20 protein-coding genes are annotated in these 17,251 nt (G+C 62.2%); 10 read left to right on the top strand and 10 right to left on the bottom strand.

Features of this window, described 5'->3' with window-relative positions:
* A partial coding sequence (gene mqo / locus A2J01_RS11310; protein ID WP_064112712.1) for a malate dehydrogenase (quinone) occupies positions 1-1,260 on the bottom strand: 1,260 nt, incomplete at its 3' end.
* Between the two features lie 146 nt (positions 1,261-1,406).
* Here mqo and A2J01_RS11305 point away from each other — a divergent pair.
* Together A2J01_RS11305 and mtr are read left to right on the top strand one after the other, a co-directional pair.
* A complete protein-coding gene (locus tag A2J01_RS11305; RefSeq protein ID WP_064112711.1) occupies positions 1,407-2,456 on the top strand; it encodes an alpha/beta hydrolase in 1,050 nt (349 codons plus the stop codon).
* Positions 2,453-3,829, top strand: coding sequence for a mycothione reductase (gene mtr / locus A2J01_RS11300; protein WP_064112710.1), 1,377 nt, complete (start codon positions 2,453-2,455; stop codon positions 3,827-3,829). The genes A2J01_RS11305 and mtr overlap by 4 nt, the downstream gene beginning before the upstream one ends.
* Positions 3,830-3,906: 77 nt before the next feature.
* Here mtr and A2J01_RS11295 read toward each other — a convergent pair whose 3' ends face one another.
* Entirely contained in the window at positions 3,907-4,452 is a 546-nt protein-coding gene (locus A2J01_RS11295) for an alpha/beta fold hydrolase (RefSeq protein WP_003942671.1), read from the bottom strand.
* Positions 4,453-4,661: 209 nt separating this feature from the next.
* Positions 4,662-5,123, bottom strand: coding sequence for a PPOX class F420-dependent oxidoreductase (locus tag A2J01_RS11290; RefSeq protein WP_064112709.1), 462 nt, complete (start codon positions 5,121-5,123; stop codon positions 4,662-4,664).
* Between the two features lie 119 nt (positions 5,124-5,242).
* Between A2J01_RS11290 and A2J01_RS11285 the strand changes: the two genes are divergently transcribed.
* Both A2J01_RS11285 and A2J01_RS11280 read left to right on the top strand, forming a co-directional pair.
* Entirely contained in the window at positions 5,243-6,112 is an 870-nt protein-coding gene (locus A2J01_RS11285; protein WP_231915766.1) for a PhzF family phenazine biosynthesis protein, read from the top strand.
* 85 nt (positions 6,113-6,197) lie between these two features.
* On the top strand, positions 6,198-6,623 hold the full coding sequence (locus tag A2J01_RS11280; protein WP_042925815.1) for a DUF6069 family protein: 426 nt from the start codon (positions 6,198-6,200) through the stop codon (positions 6,621-6,623).
* Here the strand turns inward: A2J01_RS11280 and A2J01_RS11275 are convergent.
* The 5 genes from A2J01_RS11275 to A2J01_RS11255 form a co-directional block, all read right to left on the bottom strand.
* Positions 6,620-7,453, bottom strand: a complete 834-nt coding sequence (locus tag A2J01_RS11275; protein ID WP_003942693.1) for a GAF and ANTAR domain-containing protein — start codon at positions 7,451-7,453, stop codon at positions 6,620-6,622. The genes A2J01_RS11280 and A2J01_RS11275 overlap by 4 nt on opposite strands.
* A gap of 76 nt (positions 7,454-7,529) precedes the next feature.
* Complete coding sequence (locus A2J01_RS11270; RefSeq protein ID WP_007734974.1) at positions 7,530-8,099, bottom strand: RNA polymerase sigma factor; 570 nt, start codon at positions 8,097-8,099, stop codon at positions 7,530-7,532.
* 84 nt (positions 8,100-8,183) lie between these two features.
* On the bottom strand, positions 8,184-9,695 hold the full coding sequence (locus A2J01_RS11265) for a cobyric acid synthase (RefSeq protein WP_030535634.1): 1,512 nt from the start codon (positions 9,693-9,695) through the stop codon (positions 8,184-8,186).
* Between the two features lie 8 nt (positions 9,696-9,703).
* On the bottom strand, positions 9,704-10,561 hold the full coding sequence (gene map / locus A2J01_RS11260; RefSeq protein WP_042925817.1) for a type I methionyl aminopeptidase: 858 nt from the start codon (positions 10,559-10,561) through the stop codon (positions 9,704-9,706).
* 29 nt (positions 10,562-10,590) lie between these two features.
* Positions 10,591-11,310, bottom strand: coding sequence for a transglutaminase domain-containing protein (locus tag A2J01_RS11255; RefSeq protein WP_064112708.1), 720 nt, complete (start codon positions 11,308-11,310; stop codon positions 10,591-10,593).
* A 53-nt stretch (positions 11,311-11,363) separates the two neighbouring features.
* Here A2J01_RS11255 and A2J01_RS11250 point away from each other — a divergent pair, with 53 nt between their 5' ends.
* The 4 genes from A2J01_RS11250 to A2J01_RS11235 all read left to right on the top strand — a co-directional run bounded on the left by A2J01_RS11250 (position 11,364) and on the right by A2J01_RS11235 (position 14,148).
* Positions 11,364-11,714, top strand: coding sequence for a DMT family transporter (locus tag A2J01_RS11250; protein ID WP_064073692.1), 351 nt, complete (start codon positions 11,364-11,366; stop codon positions 11,712-11,714).
* Positions 11,711-12,037 carry a DMT family transporter gene (locus tag A2J01_RS11245; protein WP_003942819.1) on the top strand — a complete coding sequence of 109 codons (327 nt, stop codon included), beginning with the start codon at positions 11,711-11,713 and terminating at the stop codon, positions 12,035-12,037. The genes A2J01_RS11250 and A2J01_RS11245 overlap by 4 nt, the downstream gene beginning before the upstream one ends.
* 55 nt (positions 12,038-12,092) lie before the next feature.
* Positions 12,093-12,929: a helix-turn-helix transcriptional regulator gene (locus A2J01_RS11240; RefSeq protein ID WP_064112707.1), complete on the top strand. Its 837-nt coding sequence runs from the start codon at positions 12,093-12,095 to the stop codon at positions 12,927-12,929.
* 142 nt (positions 12,930-13,071) lie between these two features.
* Positions 13,072-14,148 (top strand): iron-siderophore ABC transporter substrate-binding protein, encoded by a 1,077-nt coding sequence (locus tag A2J01_RS11235; protein ID WP_223304443.1) that lies wholly within the window; start codon positions 13,072-13,074, stop codon positions 14,146-14,148.
* A gap of 17 nt (positions 14,149-14,165) precedes the next feature.
* Here the strand turns inward: A2J01_RS11235 and A2J01_RS11230 are convergent, their stop codons facing one another.
* The gene (locus A2J01_RS11230; RefSeq protein ID WP_082900842.1) at positions 14,166-14,759 is read right to left on the bottom strand and encodes a GNAT family N-acetyltransferase; all 594 of its coding nucleotides are present in this window, start codon (positions 14,757-14,759) and stop codon (positions 14,166-14,168) included.
* 162 nt (positions 14,760-14,921) lie between these two features.
* Between A2J01_RS11230 and A2J01_RS11225 the strand changes: the two genes are divergently transcribed.
* Together A2J01_RS11225 and A2J01_RS11220 are read left to right on the top strand one after the other, a co-directional pair.
* Complete coding sequence (locus A2J01_RS11225) at positions 14,922-15,320, top strand: DUF7144 family membrane protein (protein ID WP_007734954.1); 399 nt, start codon at positions 14,922-14,924, stop codon at positions 15,318-15,320.
* 75 nt (positions 15,321-15,395) lie between these two features.
* Positions 15,396-16,841 (top strand): hypothetical protein, encoded by a 1,446-nt coding sequence (locus tag A2J01_RS11220; protein ID WP_064112706.1) that lies wholly within the window; start codon positions 15,396-15,398, stop codon positions 16,839-16,841.
* Here A2J01_RS11220 and A2J01_RS11215 read toward each other — a convergent pair.
* Positions 16,819-17,196 carry an SHOCT domain-containing protein gene (locus A2J01_RS11215; protein ID WP_064112705.1) on the bottom strand — a complete coding sequence of 126 codons (378 nt, stop codon included), beginning with the start codon at positions 17,194-17,196 and terminating at the stop codon, positions 16,819-16,821. The genes A2J01_RS11220 and A2J01_RS11215 overlap by 23 nt on opposite strands.
* Positions 17,197-17,251 lie beyond the last annotated feature (55 nt).

Here is a 17,251-nt window from a genome sequence, read left to right as displayed (position 1 = left end):
GACCACAGCGGTACCGAATTCGAGGACACCACCCTTGCCCTTGGCACGGCGGATCACCTGGACGCGCTGGCCCGCGGTGATGAGTTCCCAGTCCTGGGCCTGCGCCTTGGGCGCGAACTCACGCAGATCCCAGATGCGACCGGCTTCGTTCTTGGCAAGCTCGCTGACCAGGTACTTGACCAGGCCGAGCTCGCTGACACCGACACCGAGCATCGAGAGGATGTTGTTCGGCTTGACCGAGCCGGGCAGGTCCGTGACGCGACCCTGCTTGAGGAACTTCGGCGACCAACCAGCGTAGGGACCGAACAGCAGACCCGGCTTGTTGCCGATGACACGGGTGTCCAGGTGAGGCACCGACATGGGCGGGGCGCCAACGGCAGCCTTGCCGTAGACCTTGGCGCTGTGCTGGTCGATGAGTTCGGGGTTGGTGCATCGCAGGAAGGCACCGCTGACCGGGAAGCCACCGAAGCCCTTGGCTTCCTTGATGCCCGACTTCTGCAGCAGGTGCAGGGCGCCGCCACCGGCACCGACGAACACGAAGCGCGAGCGAACGGTGCGCTTTTCACCGGTGCGACGGTTGGTGACCTTGACGGTCCAGGACTTGTCCGAGTTCTGGGTCAGGTTGGTGACCTCGTGGCCGAAGTACATCTTGCCGCCGGTCTTGCCGATGTAGCCGATGAGCTGCTTGGTGAGCGCTCCGAAATCGACGTCGGTGCCGTCCTGGCTCCAGTTCAGGGCGATGGGATCGGAGAAGTCGCGTCCCTTGGCCATGAGCGGCAAACGCTTGCTGAACTCGGCCGGATCGTCGATGTACTCCATACCGCGGCAGCGCGTGTGGCCGGCAAGTGCGTCGTAACGAGCACGGAGGTACTTGGCGTTGGCCTCACCGTGAACGAAGCTCACGTGCGCGATGGGGTTGATGAATTCCTTGGGCTGTGTCAGGACGCCCTGCTCTACCGCGTGTGCCCAGAACTGGCGTGACACCTGGAACTGCTCGTTGACGTTGACGGCCTTCTTGATGTCGACCGTGCCGTCCGAGTTCTCAGGTGTGTAATTGAGCTCACACAGGGCTGAGTGACCGGTTCCCGCGTTGTTCCAGGGGTCGCTGCTCTCGGCTGCGACGGCATCGAGCCGCTCGAAGGTCGAGATCGACCAATCGGGCTGCAGCTGGCGCAGCAATGCACCCAGCGTGGCGCTCATGATGCCTGCGCCCACGAGCACTACATCCGTCTTCGTCTCTACCGCGTTCTGATTCGACACTGGAGAATCGACTTCCTTGTCATTAGCCGTGCGCGCATCCGCCTGCTGTGTTACGCCGAATAGGTTACCCGTGCGTACACGCGCGGTTCACCACCCCCAATTGTGCTCTACAACGCGCACTCGAAACGACGATTAGATTGTGATTTGTGACTACTTGGGTTCCAGACGTCCTCGGTGACGGATATCAGCAGCTGACGATCCCGCTCGGAACGGATCCGGACGGCGAAGGCGAGGTGGACGCAACACTGGTCCGCTACCAACCACAGAAGGAGGCGGTGAAGACACACCGTGCCGTTTTGTACGTGCACGGCTTCACCGATTACTTCTTCCAGAAGCACCTCGCCGAGCACTTTGCCGAGCAGGGTTACGCCTTCTTCGCACTCGACCTGCGTAAGTGCGGCCGCTCCCTCAAACCGGGGCACACAGCTCATTACGTCTCCGACCTTGCGCTCTACGACGCCGAACTGAACGAAGCGCTGCGCATCGTCCGCAGCGAGACCGAGGGCAGCGAGGTGCTGCTCATGGCGCACTCCACCGGCGGTCTGATCGTTCCGCTCTGGCTGAACCGTTTGCAGCGCAAGCCCGGTGGCAGCGACGGCGCCGGAATCTGCGGGCTGGTACTCAACAGCCCCTGGTTCGACCTTCAGGGTCCCTCAGTGGTGCGCAACGTCGGTACTACGGCGATCGATGCGCTCGGACGGGTATCGGCGAAGACGGTGATCCCGGGAACTGGGCTACCGACTTACGGTTCCAGTCTTCATGTTTCGGCCAACGGCGTCTGGGATTACAACCTCGACTGGAAGCCACTGGCAGGCTGCCCCGTTACCTTCGGCTGGATGCGGGCCGTCCGAGCGGGTCACGCAAAACTTCACCGCGGCCTAGACATCGGAGTGCCCGCGCTGATTCTGCGCTCGAAGAAGTCGCAGTTCGCGAAGGCGTACAACCCGAGCGTCGACCTCGCCGATTCCGTGCTCGACGTCAAGCAGATCGCACGTTGGGCCGGTTGCCTCGGCGATCGCACCACCATCGTCCCGATCGACGGCGCCCGTCACGACGTGTTCCTTTCGACCGAGAAGCCCTTGGCCACAGCCTTTTCCGAACTCGACCTGTGGTTGGAGTGGCTCGACGGCCACCTCACGCCGGCCGCAGAAAGTCCGGCAAGCACAGCAAGCAACACACAGGAGATCGCGCAGTGACGCACTACGACCTTGCAATCATCGGCAGCGGATCCGGAAACTCGCTGCCAGACGAGCGGTTCGACGGCAAGAAGATCGCAATCCTCGAAGAGGGCACCTTCGGCGGAACGTGCCTCAATGTCGGGTGTATCCCGACCAAGATGTTCGTCTACGCCGCCGAGGTGGCACGCACCGTCACCACTGCCGAGAAGTACGGCGTCGACGCCACGCTCGACGGCGTTCGTTGGTCCGACATCGTCAAGCGTGTCTTCGGCCGCATCGATCCCATTTCTGCAGGTGGTGAGCGGTACCGCAGCGAAGACAGTCCCAACACCACCGTCTACCGCGGCCACGCCACGTTCACCGGCGACAAGACGATCGACACCGGAACCGGCGAGACGATCACCGCTGACCAGGTGGTCATCGCAGCCGGTTCGCGTCCGATCATCCCGGACGAGATCGCGTCGAGTGGTGTGAAGTACTACACCAACGAAGACATCATGCGACTGCCCGAACTTCCCGAGCACCTCGTGATCGTCGGCTCCGGATTCATCGCCACCGAGTTCGCACACGTGTTCTCCGCGTTGGGTTCTCGCGTGTCGATCATCGGTCGCAGCCAGCGACTGCTGCGGCACCTCGACGACGAGATCTCCGAGCGCTTCACCGAGTTGGCCGAACAGAAGTGGGACGTCCATCTGGGCGCCCCCCTCACGTCGGTACGCGGCGACGGCGACAACATCGCCGTCGAACTGGCAAACGGCACAGTCGTTTCCGGTGACGTTCTCCTCGTCGCGGTGGGTCGTCAGCCGAACGGTGACCTACTCGGTCTCGACAAGGCCGGCGTCGAACTCGACGACAAGGGCTCGATCGTGGTCGACGAATACCAACGCACCACCGCCGAGGGCGTCTTCGCACTCGGTGACGTCTCCTCGCCGTACCAGCTCAAGCACGTCGCCAACCATGAAGCGCGCGTTGTTCAGCACAACCTGCTCCAGGACGCGTGGAAGGACACGTCCGGGCTTCGCAGCACCGATCACCGCTTCGTACCGGCAGCCGTGTTCACCGACCCGCAGATCGCCGACGTCGGAATGACGGAGAAGCAGGCTCGCGACGCCGGGCTCGACATCACCGTCAAGGTGCAGGCTTACGGCGACGTCGCGTACGGCTGGGCGATGGAGGATCAGGAGGGCATCTGCAAGGTGATCGCCGAGCGCGGCACCGGACGCATCCTCGGCGCCCACGTCATGGGTACGCAGGCTCCGACCGTCATCCAGCCGCTCATTCAGGCGATGAGCTTCGGTTTGTCAGCTCAGGACATGGCGCGCGGCCAGTACTGGATCCACCCGGCCCTGGCCGAAGTGGTCGAGAACGCGCTGCTCGGCCTCGACATCTGAGCCCCGCAGCCCTTATGACGCCGAAAAAGCGGGCACTCCTCGCAATGGGAGTGCCCGCCTTTTCGTCGGTCAGAGTTTCACCAGGGGCTGGTACGCAGCACGATCTCGGTTGCGAGTTCGGCCGGTGCCGACTTGACGACGTCGTCGACACCCGGAAGTTCCGTCACGCGAAAGTCGGAGTACACGAAACGACCGCTGGCGTCGGCGATGGCCCGACCTCCACTGCCCACGACTACGGTGGTCGGAACCTCGACCGGCGGTACGCCGGCAATATCGCTGGCCGACGGATGTCCACGGTCCACGGCGATCAAACTCGCGAAGCGGCCGAACTGACGTGCAGCCAACAGCCACGCGAGATCGGCGCCCTCCCGGTGACCGACCAGGTTCACCCAGGCGATGTTCAACTCGTCCAGAAGTACCACTGCCGAGGTCTCGTCGAGATTCTCGATCGATTCCACCGCGACGGTCCGCAGATCCGAATGGTGCAGTCGCTCACACACATCGTCGTACAAGTCGACGGGGTCGCCCTTGCCGGGAAGCAGGAGTACCGCATGCTTGCTGACCGGCCCGTCGATCCGAACGGTGCACGAACCACTGCCCACCGCTACTCGAGTCAATTCCATGTCTGGAAACGGTACGCGATCCACACAGTGGAGGACCCTGGAGTCGACAGAAGTATGACCACTCATACATTCACGCGCCGCTACGAGCCCGAATTGTTCGCTCTGTACCGCCTCCACTCGGAGCGAAAGTGGCTTTCGGCGCATCTGAGGCGACGGACGTACCGTTCGCTCGAAAGTGGGGGTGGGCCGAACTCCACCGGGGCGCGGCTCTAGGTACCGGACGGCTTGGGGAGCCTCGTCATTCCGTAGACGTGATCAGCGCGCACCGTGAGGATCTGTCGACGCTCTGCCACCATCGCTTCGCGGTACTCCTCCCAATCGGGATGCTCCTGGCCGCTGATGTCCCGGTACAGCTCGACCAGGGCGTCCGACACTTCGTCGTGAGGATCGGCCGCTGCGGGTGTCACCACAGCAAGCCCTTCGATCACGCCGTAGCTCCAGAAGTCGGGCGCGCTGACGTGGAGGGAAACCCGCGGATCACGGATCGCATTTTTACTCTTGGCGCGATCGGCTGTGATGGACACGGAAGCCGTCTTCGACTCGTCATCCCAGCGGTAAATGATGTTGGACAACTGTGGGCGGCCGTCACGCTTGACGGTTGCCAACACACCTTGTTTTCCCTCGGCCACGAGTGCGAACAACGCGTCGTCGGTGTCTGTGTCATCGCTCATATCTGCACCAACGACGCCGTGCGGCCGGTTTGTTCCGGAGGCAGTCCAGTTCGAAGATCGCGGACCGCAATCGCGCGATGTCTCTTCCCGATGGACGACAGCGGACAAAGATGGTCGACATGGCAACTTCTCACGACATCCTCCGACTGACTGCGTTCAGTTCGGATCCGGCCGGCGGTAATCCCGCCGGCGTGCTGCTCGACGCCCGCGGGCTCGACGACCCCGAATTACAATCCGTTGCAGCCGAAGTCGGGTATGCCGAGACGGCGTTCCTCATCGAACCGGAACTCGGAGGCAACCCGCGCCACAGCCGGATCCGGTACTTCTCCCCCATCGCCGAAGTACCGTTCTGCGGTCATGCCACTATTGCGACGGCCATCGCTCTCACCGAGCGAGACGGTGACGGAACCTTCACATTCGAAACACCGATCGGACCGGTATCCATCGACACGGCGACCGACGAGGACGGAACGTCCACCGCGACCTTCACCAGCGTCGAACCATCGGTCTCGCCGATCGATCATGCTGTACTGACAGCACTGCTCGGGCTCATCGGCGTCGATTCGTCTGCGCTCGACGCGCGGTATCCCGCAATGCTCTCGTACGCCGGCAACACGCACCCGATTGTCGTACTTCGTGATCAGGCGGCCTTCGACGAGTTCACCTTCGATCCATCCGCAATGCGAACTCTGATGGACGCGCAGGGGTGGGCGGGCACGGTGACGATCCTGCATCCCCTCGACGACAACACCTTCGAAGCTCGAAATCTGTTTCCGGTGGGAAACATCGTCGAGGATCCCGCGACCGGGTCCGCAGCGGCGTCGACCGGCGGTTACCTGCGCAACCTCGAACCCGCGGCCACTCCGCGGCGGATCACCATCCACCAGGGCCGACACGTCGGGCGACCCAGCGTTCTCGCGGTCGAGATCCCGGTCGACGGCGGTATCGCGGTCACCGGCACCGCCGTGCCGACAGACGACCCCCGGTAACCACCAGCGATGAGTTTCTCCCGGCCGGCGGGTCTATTCACCAGAGCGACGTCACAAGAGCATCGCATCGAGCCGGGAGAACATCATGTCTGCAATCGCTTCAACCGCACACAACCTCCACCTCACCAAGCCGCGTGCCGTACTCGGGGCCACGGTCATCGCCCTCGTCGCCAACCTGATCCTGTGGCTGATCGGCCTGGCATCGGGCGGATCGTTCGAGATGACAGATCAAGGAAAGGTGGCGAGCGTAGCTCCCGGCGGGGTCATCACACTTACGGTAGTGCCGTTGCTGGTCGGTTTGTCGCTCGCAATGTTGATCTCAATGAAGTGGGAGCCGATCATCCGCATCGCTCAGGTCGTGGGTGCAGTGTTTGCGCTCGGCACCATCGCCCTGACGATCGCCGCGGACTTCGACGCCGCCAGCACGGTCACGCTCGCGCTGATGCACGTGGTTGTCGCCGCGAGCGTGGTCGTCGCGCTCGAGGCCGTACGTCGGTCTCCGTCGAACTAGACCGCGGTAGGCGGCGCGGAATACGTCTCGACGATCTCGGCTGCCACGTCACGCAACTTGGTGTTCGTGGTCTGAGACTGCCTGCGCAGCATGTGAAATGCGGTGTCGGCGTCGATCCGATGGATGGCCATCAGCATGCCTTTGGCCTGTTCTATCGGCGCCCGAGTCTCGAGCGCGCGTTGCAAGGCGTCAGCTACCGCCTTGGCAGATTTGAAGCGGGAGAAGTCTCCGATCGCGCGTGAGACTGTTGTCGTGAGAATCTCCATGACTTCCGCGTCGACGCTGTCGAAGGCCGCTGGGGCACGTCCGTACAGGTTGAACGAACCGAGTCGCTGATCCGGCGTGAAGAGCGGCGCCGCGAGAAAGGACTTGATCCCTTCGTCCTTCGCGGCAGCCGCGAACCGCGGCCAGCGTTCTGCGCTGGTCTCGGCATCAACGACTACGGTTTCACCGGTTCGAGCCGCATGCAGACATGGTCCGTCGCCGGCGTCGTATTGCTCGATGTCGACGCGTAGGGTCCGCGAATCGGTGTGAACGGCGGTGTAGGTCTGCCCGGCAAGATCGATGGTGACGCCGATGCTGTCGGCGCCGTCGATGGCGTCGTTCGCGATTTCGACGGCGCGTTGGAGTAGAACCACGAGTTCGTCCTCGTCGCCGATACTTCCCCCGAGCGCTGCCAGCAACTCTCTGACCGCACGTGCCGTCAGCCGAGTTTCCGCAGCCTCGACGGCGACGTCAGCACCCGATGCCGTCGCATCGTCCGGCAGTACCGACGGCACCGAATCCTCGGTTCTCGGGTCGAAGCCTCTGGGGTCGAAAGCGGTATCCACGACGAAGCATTCTTCCAGTTTCACGGGCACCAAGGAGAGTGAGTTCGGTGACAGAACCCGGCAAACCGCCGAGTCGTCATCGCCATCGATCGAGTGCGACACCGAGATTCCGCCTCGCCCGAGTGTGCTGGCCACGAACCGCGTCCGGACTCAGCTCCAGGACAACAGCGATCTGCGGATACGTCATGCCCTCCACTTCTCGCAAGACCCAGGCAGCACGCTGACGCAGTGGCAGGCGATCGAGTTCGGATTCCAGGGCATCGAGAAATGCTGTGCCGCAGACTTCTTCGCTCGGATCACGCAAACGGGGATCAGCTTCTTCCCGGAGTTCGTCCATATCGGCGGCGCAGGAGCCGACTTTTCGATAGAAATCCGAGATCTTGCGAGAACAGATCGCGAACAACCAGGTCTTGGTGCTCGAGCGCCGCTGAAACCCCGGAAGTTGGCGCCACGCAGCGACGCAGGTTTCCTGGACGATGTCGTCGACGTCACTCTCGCTCGCGAGCAGTCGACGGGCAAATCGATACAAGTGCGGGCCGTATCGGCGGACGATGACGTCGAAGGCCGCGTGATCGCCGAGCATTGCCGAGTCGACCAGCACCTCGTCACTGAAGTCGGTCAGCAAGCCGTCGAATTGATCTGTCACCGCGCACACTCCTACTAGGGAGCCGTCGCGGGAGTGAGGCCTGGCTATTCTACCGCGTCCACGTCGACACCCGCGGGAGCGCTCTCAGGCTTCGAGTGCGGAAGCAATGACGGGGAGCCCGATAGGCGCCCCACCGTTGATCAGTTTCTCGAGTAGATCCTGATCGAGGTGCTGCTCGACGAGATCAGCGAGAAGGTCGAGTTGTTGTTCTCGCACCGCGGCAACCGCGGTGTCGGGTGCAGCAACAAAACCGGGAACCGCGAGCTCACGCAGCAGGCTGCGCCGAAAGTCGTCACTTTCCAGGAGACCGTGCCAGTGTGTCCCTCGAACAGGCCCTCGCACACTGCCTTCCGGCATACCGCTCGAGTCCGCCAGCAATGGGCGGTCCCCGTTGCGCACGACGCGTCCGTGATGAATCTCGTACCCGGACACCGAGATACCGTCTGCCGTACCGGTCATCTGCGCCAGCACCTTGTCCGGAGCGAACTCGACATCGAGGTCCAGCAGACCCAGTCCCGCGGTGGTCCCTGATCCTGATTCGACGTCGTCGACGATGGAATTACCCAGCATCTGGTAACCGCCGCAGATTCCCAGGACTGCTTGCCCGCGACCTGCTCGCGCGACGATCTCGTCGGCCAGGCCGGTACTTCGCAACCACTCGAGGTCACTCACGGTGGACTTACTACCGGGGATCACCACGAGGTCCGCGTCGCGAATCCGCGACGGATCGGTCACCCACGAAACTGCCACGCCCGGTTCACATGCCAGTGCCTCGACGTCCGTGGAGTTGGAGATGCGCGGGAGCCGAACCGCAGCAACGGTGAGCCAGGCCGAACCGACGGGTGGGCCCGGGCGCCCTACCGGGGCATTGCCGGTGACGCCAAGCGAATCCTCGGCGTCGAGCCAAAGATCGTCGGCAAACGGGATCACTCCGAGAGTGGGTCGACCGGTGAGGCTGCGCAGTTGTTCCAGTCCGGGTTCCAACAGTGCAACGTCACCGCGGAATTTGTTGATCACAAATCCCGCGATCAATGCCTGGTCGCTCGGCGAGAGCACAGCAACGGTCCCGAACAGATGGGCCAGGACGCCGCCGCGATCGATGTCACCGACGACGACGACCGGAATCCGCGCAGCCTCAGCCAATCCCATGTTGGCAAGATCCGTTGCGCGCAAGTTGATTTCGGCCGGTGAACCGGCACCTTCACAGATCACGACGTCGAACTCGGATCGAAGCGATTCGAGATCTTCGGCCACGACGGCGCGAAGCCACTGCCGATGCTGCATGTAGTCGCGAGCACCCACTGTGGTCATAGCCTTGCCCCGAACGACCAATTGCGAAGTGCGGTCACTTCCAGGCTTGAGCAGCACCGGATTGAATCGAACACTCGGCTCCAGACCGCATGCACGCGCCTGAAGTGCCTGCGCACGGCCGATCTCTCCGCCGTCCAGCGTGACCACGGAGTTGTTCGACATGTTCTGCGCCTTGAACGGCGCCACTCGGACGCCTCGACGCGCCAACATGCGACACAATCCGGCCACAAGAACGCTCTTGCCTGCGTCGGAAGTAGTGCCGGCTACCAGCAGAGCGCCGCGCATCTCCGAACTCAAGGCAGGGTGAGAATCTCTGCACCGGTCTCGGTGACCACCAAGGTGTGCTCGAACTGCGCCGTCCACTTACGGTCCTTGGTGACGACGGTCCAACCGTCCTCCCAGATCTCGTAGTCGATACCACCGAGGTTGATCATCGGTTCGATCGTGAAGACCATGCCCGGTTCGATGATCGTCTCGACCGCGGGCTCGTCGTAGTGCAGGATCACGAGGCCGTTGTGGAAGGTCTCGCCGATTCCGTGTCCGGTGAAGTCCCGGACGACGCCGTACCCGAACCGATGGGCGTAGGACTCGATGACACGTCCGATCACGTTGAGCGCGCGGCCGGGCTTGACGGCTTTGATGGCCCGCATCGTTGCCTCGTGTGTGCGCTCGACGAGCAAGCGGTTCTCTTCGGACACGTCACCGGCGAGGAATGTCGCATTGGTGTCGCCGTGTACCCCGTTGATGAACGCGGTGACGTCGATATTGACGATGTCGCCGTCCTGGATCACAGTCGAGTCGGGGATTCCGTGGCAGATCACCTCGTTGAGAGACGTGCAGCACGACTTGGGAAAGCTCTTGTAGCCCAACGTCGACGGGTATGCACCGTGGTCGAGCATGAACTCGTGTGCGATGCGGTCGAGTTCGTCGGTCGTGACACCGGGAGCGACAGCCTTGCCGGCTTCCTGCAGCGCGCCTGCAGCGATCTTGCTGGCGATGCGCATCGCCTCGATCGTTTCCGGCGTCTGAACCCAGGGCTCGTTGCCCTCTTTGGCGGTCGGCTTCCACGCGTACTCGGGCCGCTCGATCTTCGAGGGCACAGCGAGGACGGGAGAGACGGTTCCAGGGACCAATGGGGTACGCACAGACATGCAGAACAGCCTAGACCTCGCGTCGCGCGTCAGCCGGATGCACTCCAGTTCCGGAAAACCGGGTCGACGAGAATTCTGACGGGGGTCGACATCGTCTGTCCGAATTCCTCGAAGAGCACGTCGCGAGATTCGAAGGTGCCCAGATCGCGGTCGACGAATTCGGAGAAGTCCAAGCAATCACACGAAACAGACTTGCCCCAACTGATCGGAGCGCGTCCGATCGCGTCGAACAGTGTCTCCTCGCCGGTATTCGTGAACGGTTCGAGCGCTGAGACCACCGCAGGTGAAACGATCTCGGAGACGTCCTGCCAGCGTCCGTCGACCAGAAATTCCGGCCACGCCAGCAGCACTGACTTCGGAATCACCGCATGTAGACGCCGAAATCTCGGGTACCAGAATTCCCCGCGTAGTACGAGACCGCGTACTCGGGTGGCGATACCTCGGCGGCGAGCCAACGCTTCGACGATAGCCAGTCTCTGACTGCAGGATCCGCGCTCTCGACTCAATGTCACCGAGACGGGTTGCCGGTCGTCGAGGCCGTACACCGGCCGAATATTTGCAGCGACGCTGCGATGCGCCGACACCAGGAACTCCTGCGCCGACTGGATCGCACCTTCTGCAATGTCCTCGTAGAGGCGGGCCACGTCGTCGTGGCCCCAGTCGAGGATCGGAGTTGCGGCCACATCGCCAACCGACGCGTCGTGGCGGATGTCACCTTTGCGGATTCCACCGAGCAGTACGCACGTCATGTCTCAACCGTAGTGCGCGACCGGAATCGGTGGAGCCTGACAGAATCCCAACCGTGAAGAAATGGCTGTTGTTGATCACCGCGATCCTCACCGAGGTGTCTGCGACGCTGTCGTTGCGCGCCGCCCTCGATCACCCGGCTTGGTACATCGTGGTCGTCGGCGGATATCTCGCAGCATTCACCGCCTTGTCGTTCGTCCTGCGGGAGGGCATGGGACTCGGTGTTGCATACGGAATCTGGGGCGCAACCGGAGTTGTCCTGACCGCAGTATTCGCAACTTTCCTTTTCGGAGATCCTCTGACGGCCACCATGGGCATCGGGATTGCACTGGTCATCGGCGGAGTGCTGTGCGTCGAACTCGGCTCTCAGGCTGCCGCCGACAGCGGGCCGGCGGACCCAGCATGACCTTCGTATTTCTGATCGCTGCAATTATTTCCGAGGTCACCGCGACGTTGTCACTACGGATGGCGTCGCAGGACGGCAGCGACAAACGATGGCTCGCGGTTGTCACCGTGGGGTATCTCGCCGCTTTCGCCTTCCTGACCCTCGCGCTCGACGCGGGCCTCACCATCGGCGTCGCATACGGAATCTGGACCGCATGTGGAGTGGCGTTGACGGCAATCGCATCCCGCATTCTCTTTCGCGAACCGCTGACCAGGCTCATGATGGTCGGGATCGGCCTCATCGCGGCAGGCGTGCTTCTCATCGAACTCGGTGCGAGTCACTGATCGCTGCCCACATCAGTGTAAGGTTTACCTAACTTTGCTCTGGAGGTAGTCCACGGTGCTGATCCCTGCCCTTCGTGAAATCGACGACGGTCCACAGCTGGACGACGATTCCCACTTACGGGAATCCGACCGCCACACTCCGATGGCGCGCGCCGTCCCGGCGCCGTTCCAACTCACGACGTACATCGTCGAGACCGACCACATCACCCGGTGGCCAGAGCACGCTCACATCGAGCACGAACTGATCTGGTCCGACCGCGGTGTCGTCAACATGATCATCGACAATCAACTCTGGACCGTCACGCCCGGCGTCGGCCTGTGGATCCCCCGCGGGGTCCTCCACGAAGGTCAGGCAAATCCCCACGTCGCATTCCGCGCCACGCTCTTCACCCCCGAGCTGTGGACCCCCGCCTGGAACGAACCGTGCATCGTGACACTGAGTGAGGCAGCCCGGGCACTGCTGATATACCTCGCCCACACCGGAATGCCTGCAGAACAACGCCTTCGGGCACAGCAGGTTTGTGTCGATCTCCTCACGCCGGCATCAGCACCTCACTTCGACGTACCGATCCCCCGAGATCCGCGGCTACGGATGCTCGTCGACAAAGTGCTGTCGGATCCCGCCGACGATCGATCACTCGATCAGTGGGCTCACGTTCTCAATCTCAGCCGACGTACGGTCACCCGGATTTTTGCCGCGGAACTCGCCTTGAGCTTTGCGCAGTGGCGCACTCTGGTTCGTATGAGCACGGCCCTCGGCATGCTCGGGACCGGAATGAGTGTGAACGCCGTCAGCCGCCGTGTCGGTTACGGGACGTCGAGTTCCTTCATCGCCGCTTTTCGCAAGACGGTCGGCTACACCCCCGGCAATGCGCTCGCCGCTGTCAACTGACTCGAGCCTGACCTGTTGTCGACATCGGCTGGCCCCTTCGCTACACGCACGCGCCCTACATTCACTTAGGTAAGCCTGCTCTCATGCGCGTACTGCGCTGAGTCGTGCAAGCACTTCCCTGATCAATCCCGAGGAGTTTCGCGTGTTCAGATCTGCCCGTCAGAGAATTCGTCCCCAGCGGAGGCGACGAATCGTTGTTGCGCTCATGCTGGCGGCGGCACTGCCTCTGACCGCCTGCACACAGTCGTCATCGGACGCCCAGGAAAACAATTCATCGGCATCCGCCGTCGAGGACGGCGCCTATCCCGTGACGATCAAGCACGCTTTCGGCGGGACCACCATCGACAAGGAGCCGACACGGATCCTCACCCTCGATTCCGCAGCGGCAGACACGGTCATCGCCCTGGGTGTCACTCCGATCGCGATGCAGAAGGACTCTTGGGCCGGCGACGCCGACGGGTTCCTGCCGTGGACCCGCGCCGAACTCGAAAAGTCGGGCCAGACGCTGCCCACGCCTGCGCCGTACTACTCCGACAGCGGCGAGCTACTGTTCGAGCAGATTCTCAATGCCGCGCCTGATCTGATTCTTGCCCCGTACTCGGGCTTCTCCGAGCAGGATTACCAGCGCCTGAGCTCGATCGCCCCGACCCTCCCGTACGACACCAAGCCGTATCAGCCCAGCTCGTGGCAAAACCTCGCCACCGATGTCGGCAAGGCACTCGGGCGTCCCGCTCAAACCGCGGCGCTGATCAAGTCGGTTGAGGAATCGGTCCAGGAATCGAAGGCGAGTCATCCCGAATTCAACGGAGTCACTTTCGCCTTCGGTTCCTACATCCGTGAAGGAGAAACCGAAACCGCCATCTACGGTCCGGACGATCCGCGCGTCAAGTTTGTCGAAAACCTCGGGCTCACAGTCGCTCCCGACGTGGTGAACGGCGCCAAGAACTTTGCCGGCGACTCGTTCCTTTTCGGCATCAGTATGGAAAAGCTCGACACGATCGACACCGACGTGTATCTCGGTTGGGCAAGCGATCAGTCGGAAGTCGACAGCACATTGGCCAACACTCTGTTCTCGCGGTGGCCGGTCATCGCCAACGGCAAGGACCTGTGGATCACCGACAATCGCCTGACTGCAGCGACAATGTACGTCAGCCTTCTGAGTGTTCCGTGGGCGACCGACGAACTCGTGCCACAGTTGACCGAACTGGTCGCAAAATAGCAGCCCGCTCGGTCTGATCAAGCAACTGAAGGCCACTCACCGCGAAGTGTCGCGAAAACCACGGTGTCGGTCCACTCGTTCTTGATCCACGCGTTCTGCCGAAAATGTCCCTCTCGCCTCATACCGATCCGCTGCGCGAGTCGCGCCGAGGATTCGTTTCTCGAATCCATTCGCGCGACCACGCGGCGCAATCGGGGTGTCGCGAACGCGAGGTCGATCAGAGCGGTCACTGCTTCCGTCGCGAATCCTCGGCCGCCGAACTCGGGCGAAAATGCCCACCCGAGTTCGGCGGTGTGCTCGACTTCGGCTGTGCAATCAGATTCTTCGACTCGCCAAGCACTCACGCTTCCGACAACCCGGCCCCCGTACTCGACAACAAGTGCCACCGCGCCCGATGCCAGGTCGCGGCGAGACATTCTGGTCTGCACGGCCTCCCGAGCCTCCGCGAGACTCCAGGGTTCGTTGAGCAAATATCGGCATACGTCGCTGCGCCCGTAGAAGGTGAGAAGATCCCGGTGATCGTCTGGGCGGTAGGTACGGAGCACCAGCCGGTCCGTCCGGATCACACCCGGTGCAGGCCTCATCGCCACACCTACGTCCGCCATATCCATGCCGTCACGGTAGGTTCTTTCGAATTCGTAGGCGAATGAATATCGCAATGCTGTGCAGCGCTCAATGTTTGATTTGCCCTCCGACGGGCTACTTCACCACCGTAAAAGGTCGGGACAGGGAAATATGCCAGGCTATTTCGCGCTTGAAATCTAGGGGCGGTCATGTCCGAGGATTCACTGGTAAAGCAGGGTGTGGCAAAAGGAAGCGCGCTGGGCGGAGCCGTTCTCCTCATCACAGTCGGCGTGCTCGAAATCCTCCAAGGCATCTCGGCGATATCGGAGGACGACGTGACAGTCGTCGGCCCGGAATACACGTACCAATTCGACCTCACTTCGTGGGGATGGATCCACCTCGTACTCGGCGTGCTCGTCACCGCTGTCGGAATCATGCTCTTCACCGGCGCGACGTGGGCACGGGTAGGCGCGATAGTCATCTGTTCTCTGTCGATCCTCGCGAATTTCCTGTGGCTACCCCACTCGCCGTGGTGGTCGATCATCATCATCGCGCTCGACGTATTCGTCATCTGGGCCGTCGCGACCTGGAATCCCGAGGTCATCTGAGGTCACCCGCCGAATCATCTTCGCAGTTCAGCATTTCAACTGTGCGCCAGTAGTTTCCGTCCCGGGAGGACCATCATGGCAAACGGCACGAGCGACGGACCACTCCAGGAGGACGAACGTGCCGAACTAGCCCGGTTGCGCGAAGAGGTTGCAACACTTCGCGAGCAGACTTCCAGCGCCCGCGAAACGACCGTCGAGAAAGTCTCCCGACCACCTCGACATGGGCTGCGGTGGACCGCGGTGACAATCCTGCTGGTGCTGGTCGCACTGCTCGCAGTCTTGTCGGTAACCACCCGCTTCGTACGTAGTCAGATCCTCGACACGGACCGCTACGTCAGCACGGTAGCGCCACTGGGTGAGAATCCAGCCGTGCAAGCGGAGATCACGAATCAAGTCACGGACGAGATCTTCGATCGCGTCGACGTCGAAGGGCTCACCACCGAGGCACTCACAGCATTGACGGACGTGTCGAATCTCGAAGCCAACGCCCCTCGCGTGGACCAGGCGTTGGTGGGTTTGGCACCGGTGATCGCCGGCCAGGCGAAGAGTTTCGTCCACGACACAGTGGCCTCGCTCGTTCGGACGCAGCAGTTCGAAGACCTTTGGATTCAGGCGAACCGAGCGGCGCACAACTCCCTCGTCGCCGTCATGACCGGAAACTACGGACCCGACTCGGTCGAGGTCGACCAGAGCGGAACGGTCAGCATTTCACTGAGCACGATCATCGACCGGGTGAAAACGGCGCTGACCGACCGCGGCTTCGCTTTCGCAGACAAAATCCCGTCCGTGGACAAGGAGTTTGTTCTCTTCCAGTCCCCCGAGCTGGTGAAGGCGCAGCGAGCCGTCTCGGCACTCGACAAGGTCTCGGCGGTGCTGCCGTGGTTGGGAATCGCTTGCGCAGCAGCCGCTGTCGCCGTTGCGCCAACCGGTCGCAGGCTTCGTACGCTGTCCCTGGTCGGTCTGTCGATTGCGTTGGGAATGCTTGTTCTTGCGATCGGAATTCTGATCGGACGTGCAATCTACCTCGACAGTGTCCCTACCGATATCCTCTCGCCAGACGCCGCCACCGCTGTCATCGACACAGTTCTGGTTCCGCTTCGGACGAGCCTTCGCGCGGTTGCGCTCCTCGGTGTGGTGGTGGGGCTCGGCGCCTACCTGATCGGTGGGTCGTCGTCGGCGATCGCCGTTCGTCGAGGCTACGGGCAGGCGTTGGACTTCGTCCGGCATTCTGCAAGCGGCCGAACGCCGAATCAGGTGGAGCGGTGGGCCAATCAGCTTCGTATCCCACTGCGCTGTGCCATCATCGGCATCGCCGCACTGTTGCTGCTCTTCTGGCGCTACCCCACCGGATTGGTCGTTGGTTGGATCGTCGTCATTGCGCTCGTTGCTCTCGTCGCACTGGAAGTATTGGTTCGTCCCGCACGCGCCGCCGCGCAGGACGCCGCGCCTGACGACGGCGGAACCGACGACGCCAGGCCCGGGGCAGAAGATACGAAAACTACGCCAGCGCCTTTGCCTTGATGGCCTGGAATTCCTCTCCGTTGATCGCGCCTGAGTCGAGAAGCTCTCTGGCGTCGGCGATCTGCTGAGTCGGCGATTTCCCGGCGACCTTTCGAATGTAATCACTCTGCGCGTGTATGTGCTGTTGAGCGGCTTCCATCGACCGCCTCGTCATTCCGTCATTCTTGACGACCACGTAGATCATCGCGGACAGGAATGGAATGACGAAGAGGAATATCATCCACAACGCCTTGGCCCAGCCTGAAGTCTCGTGATCACGGAACAAGTCGGTGATGATCGAGAACAACACGCTCAAGTACGCCACAAAGGCAAAGCAGACGAAGATGAACCAGAAGAATTCCCAGAAGCCTTCCATGTCAACGCTCCCTGTACTCGGTTTTACACATCAGGAGTTCGGGAGGCTGACGTTC

The organism is Rhodococcus sp. EPR-134, assembly GCF_001647205.1.
Lineage (GTDB): Bacteria > Actinomycetota > Actinomycetes > Mycobacteriales > Mycobacteriaceae > Rhodococcus_F > Rhodococcus_F qingshengii.
The sequence above is the reverse complement of the archived record's forward strand: the minus strand, read 5'-3'. Positions and strand labels throughout refer to the sequence as shown.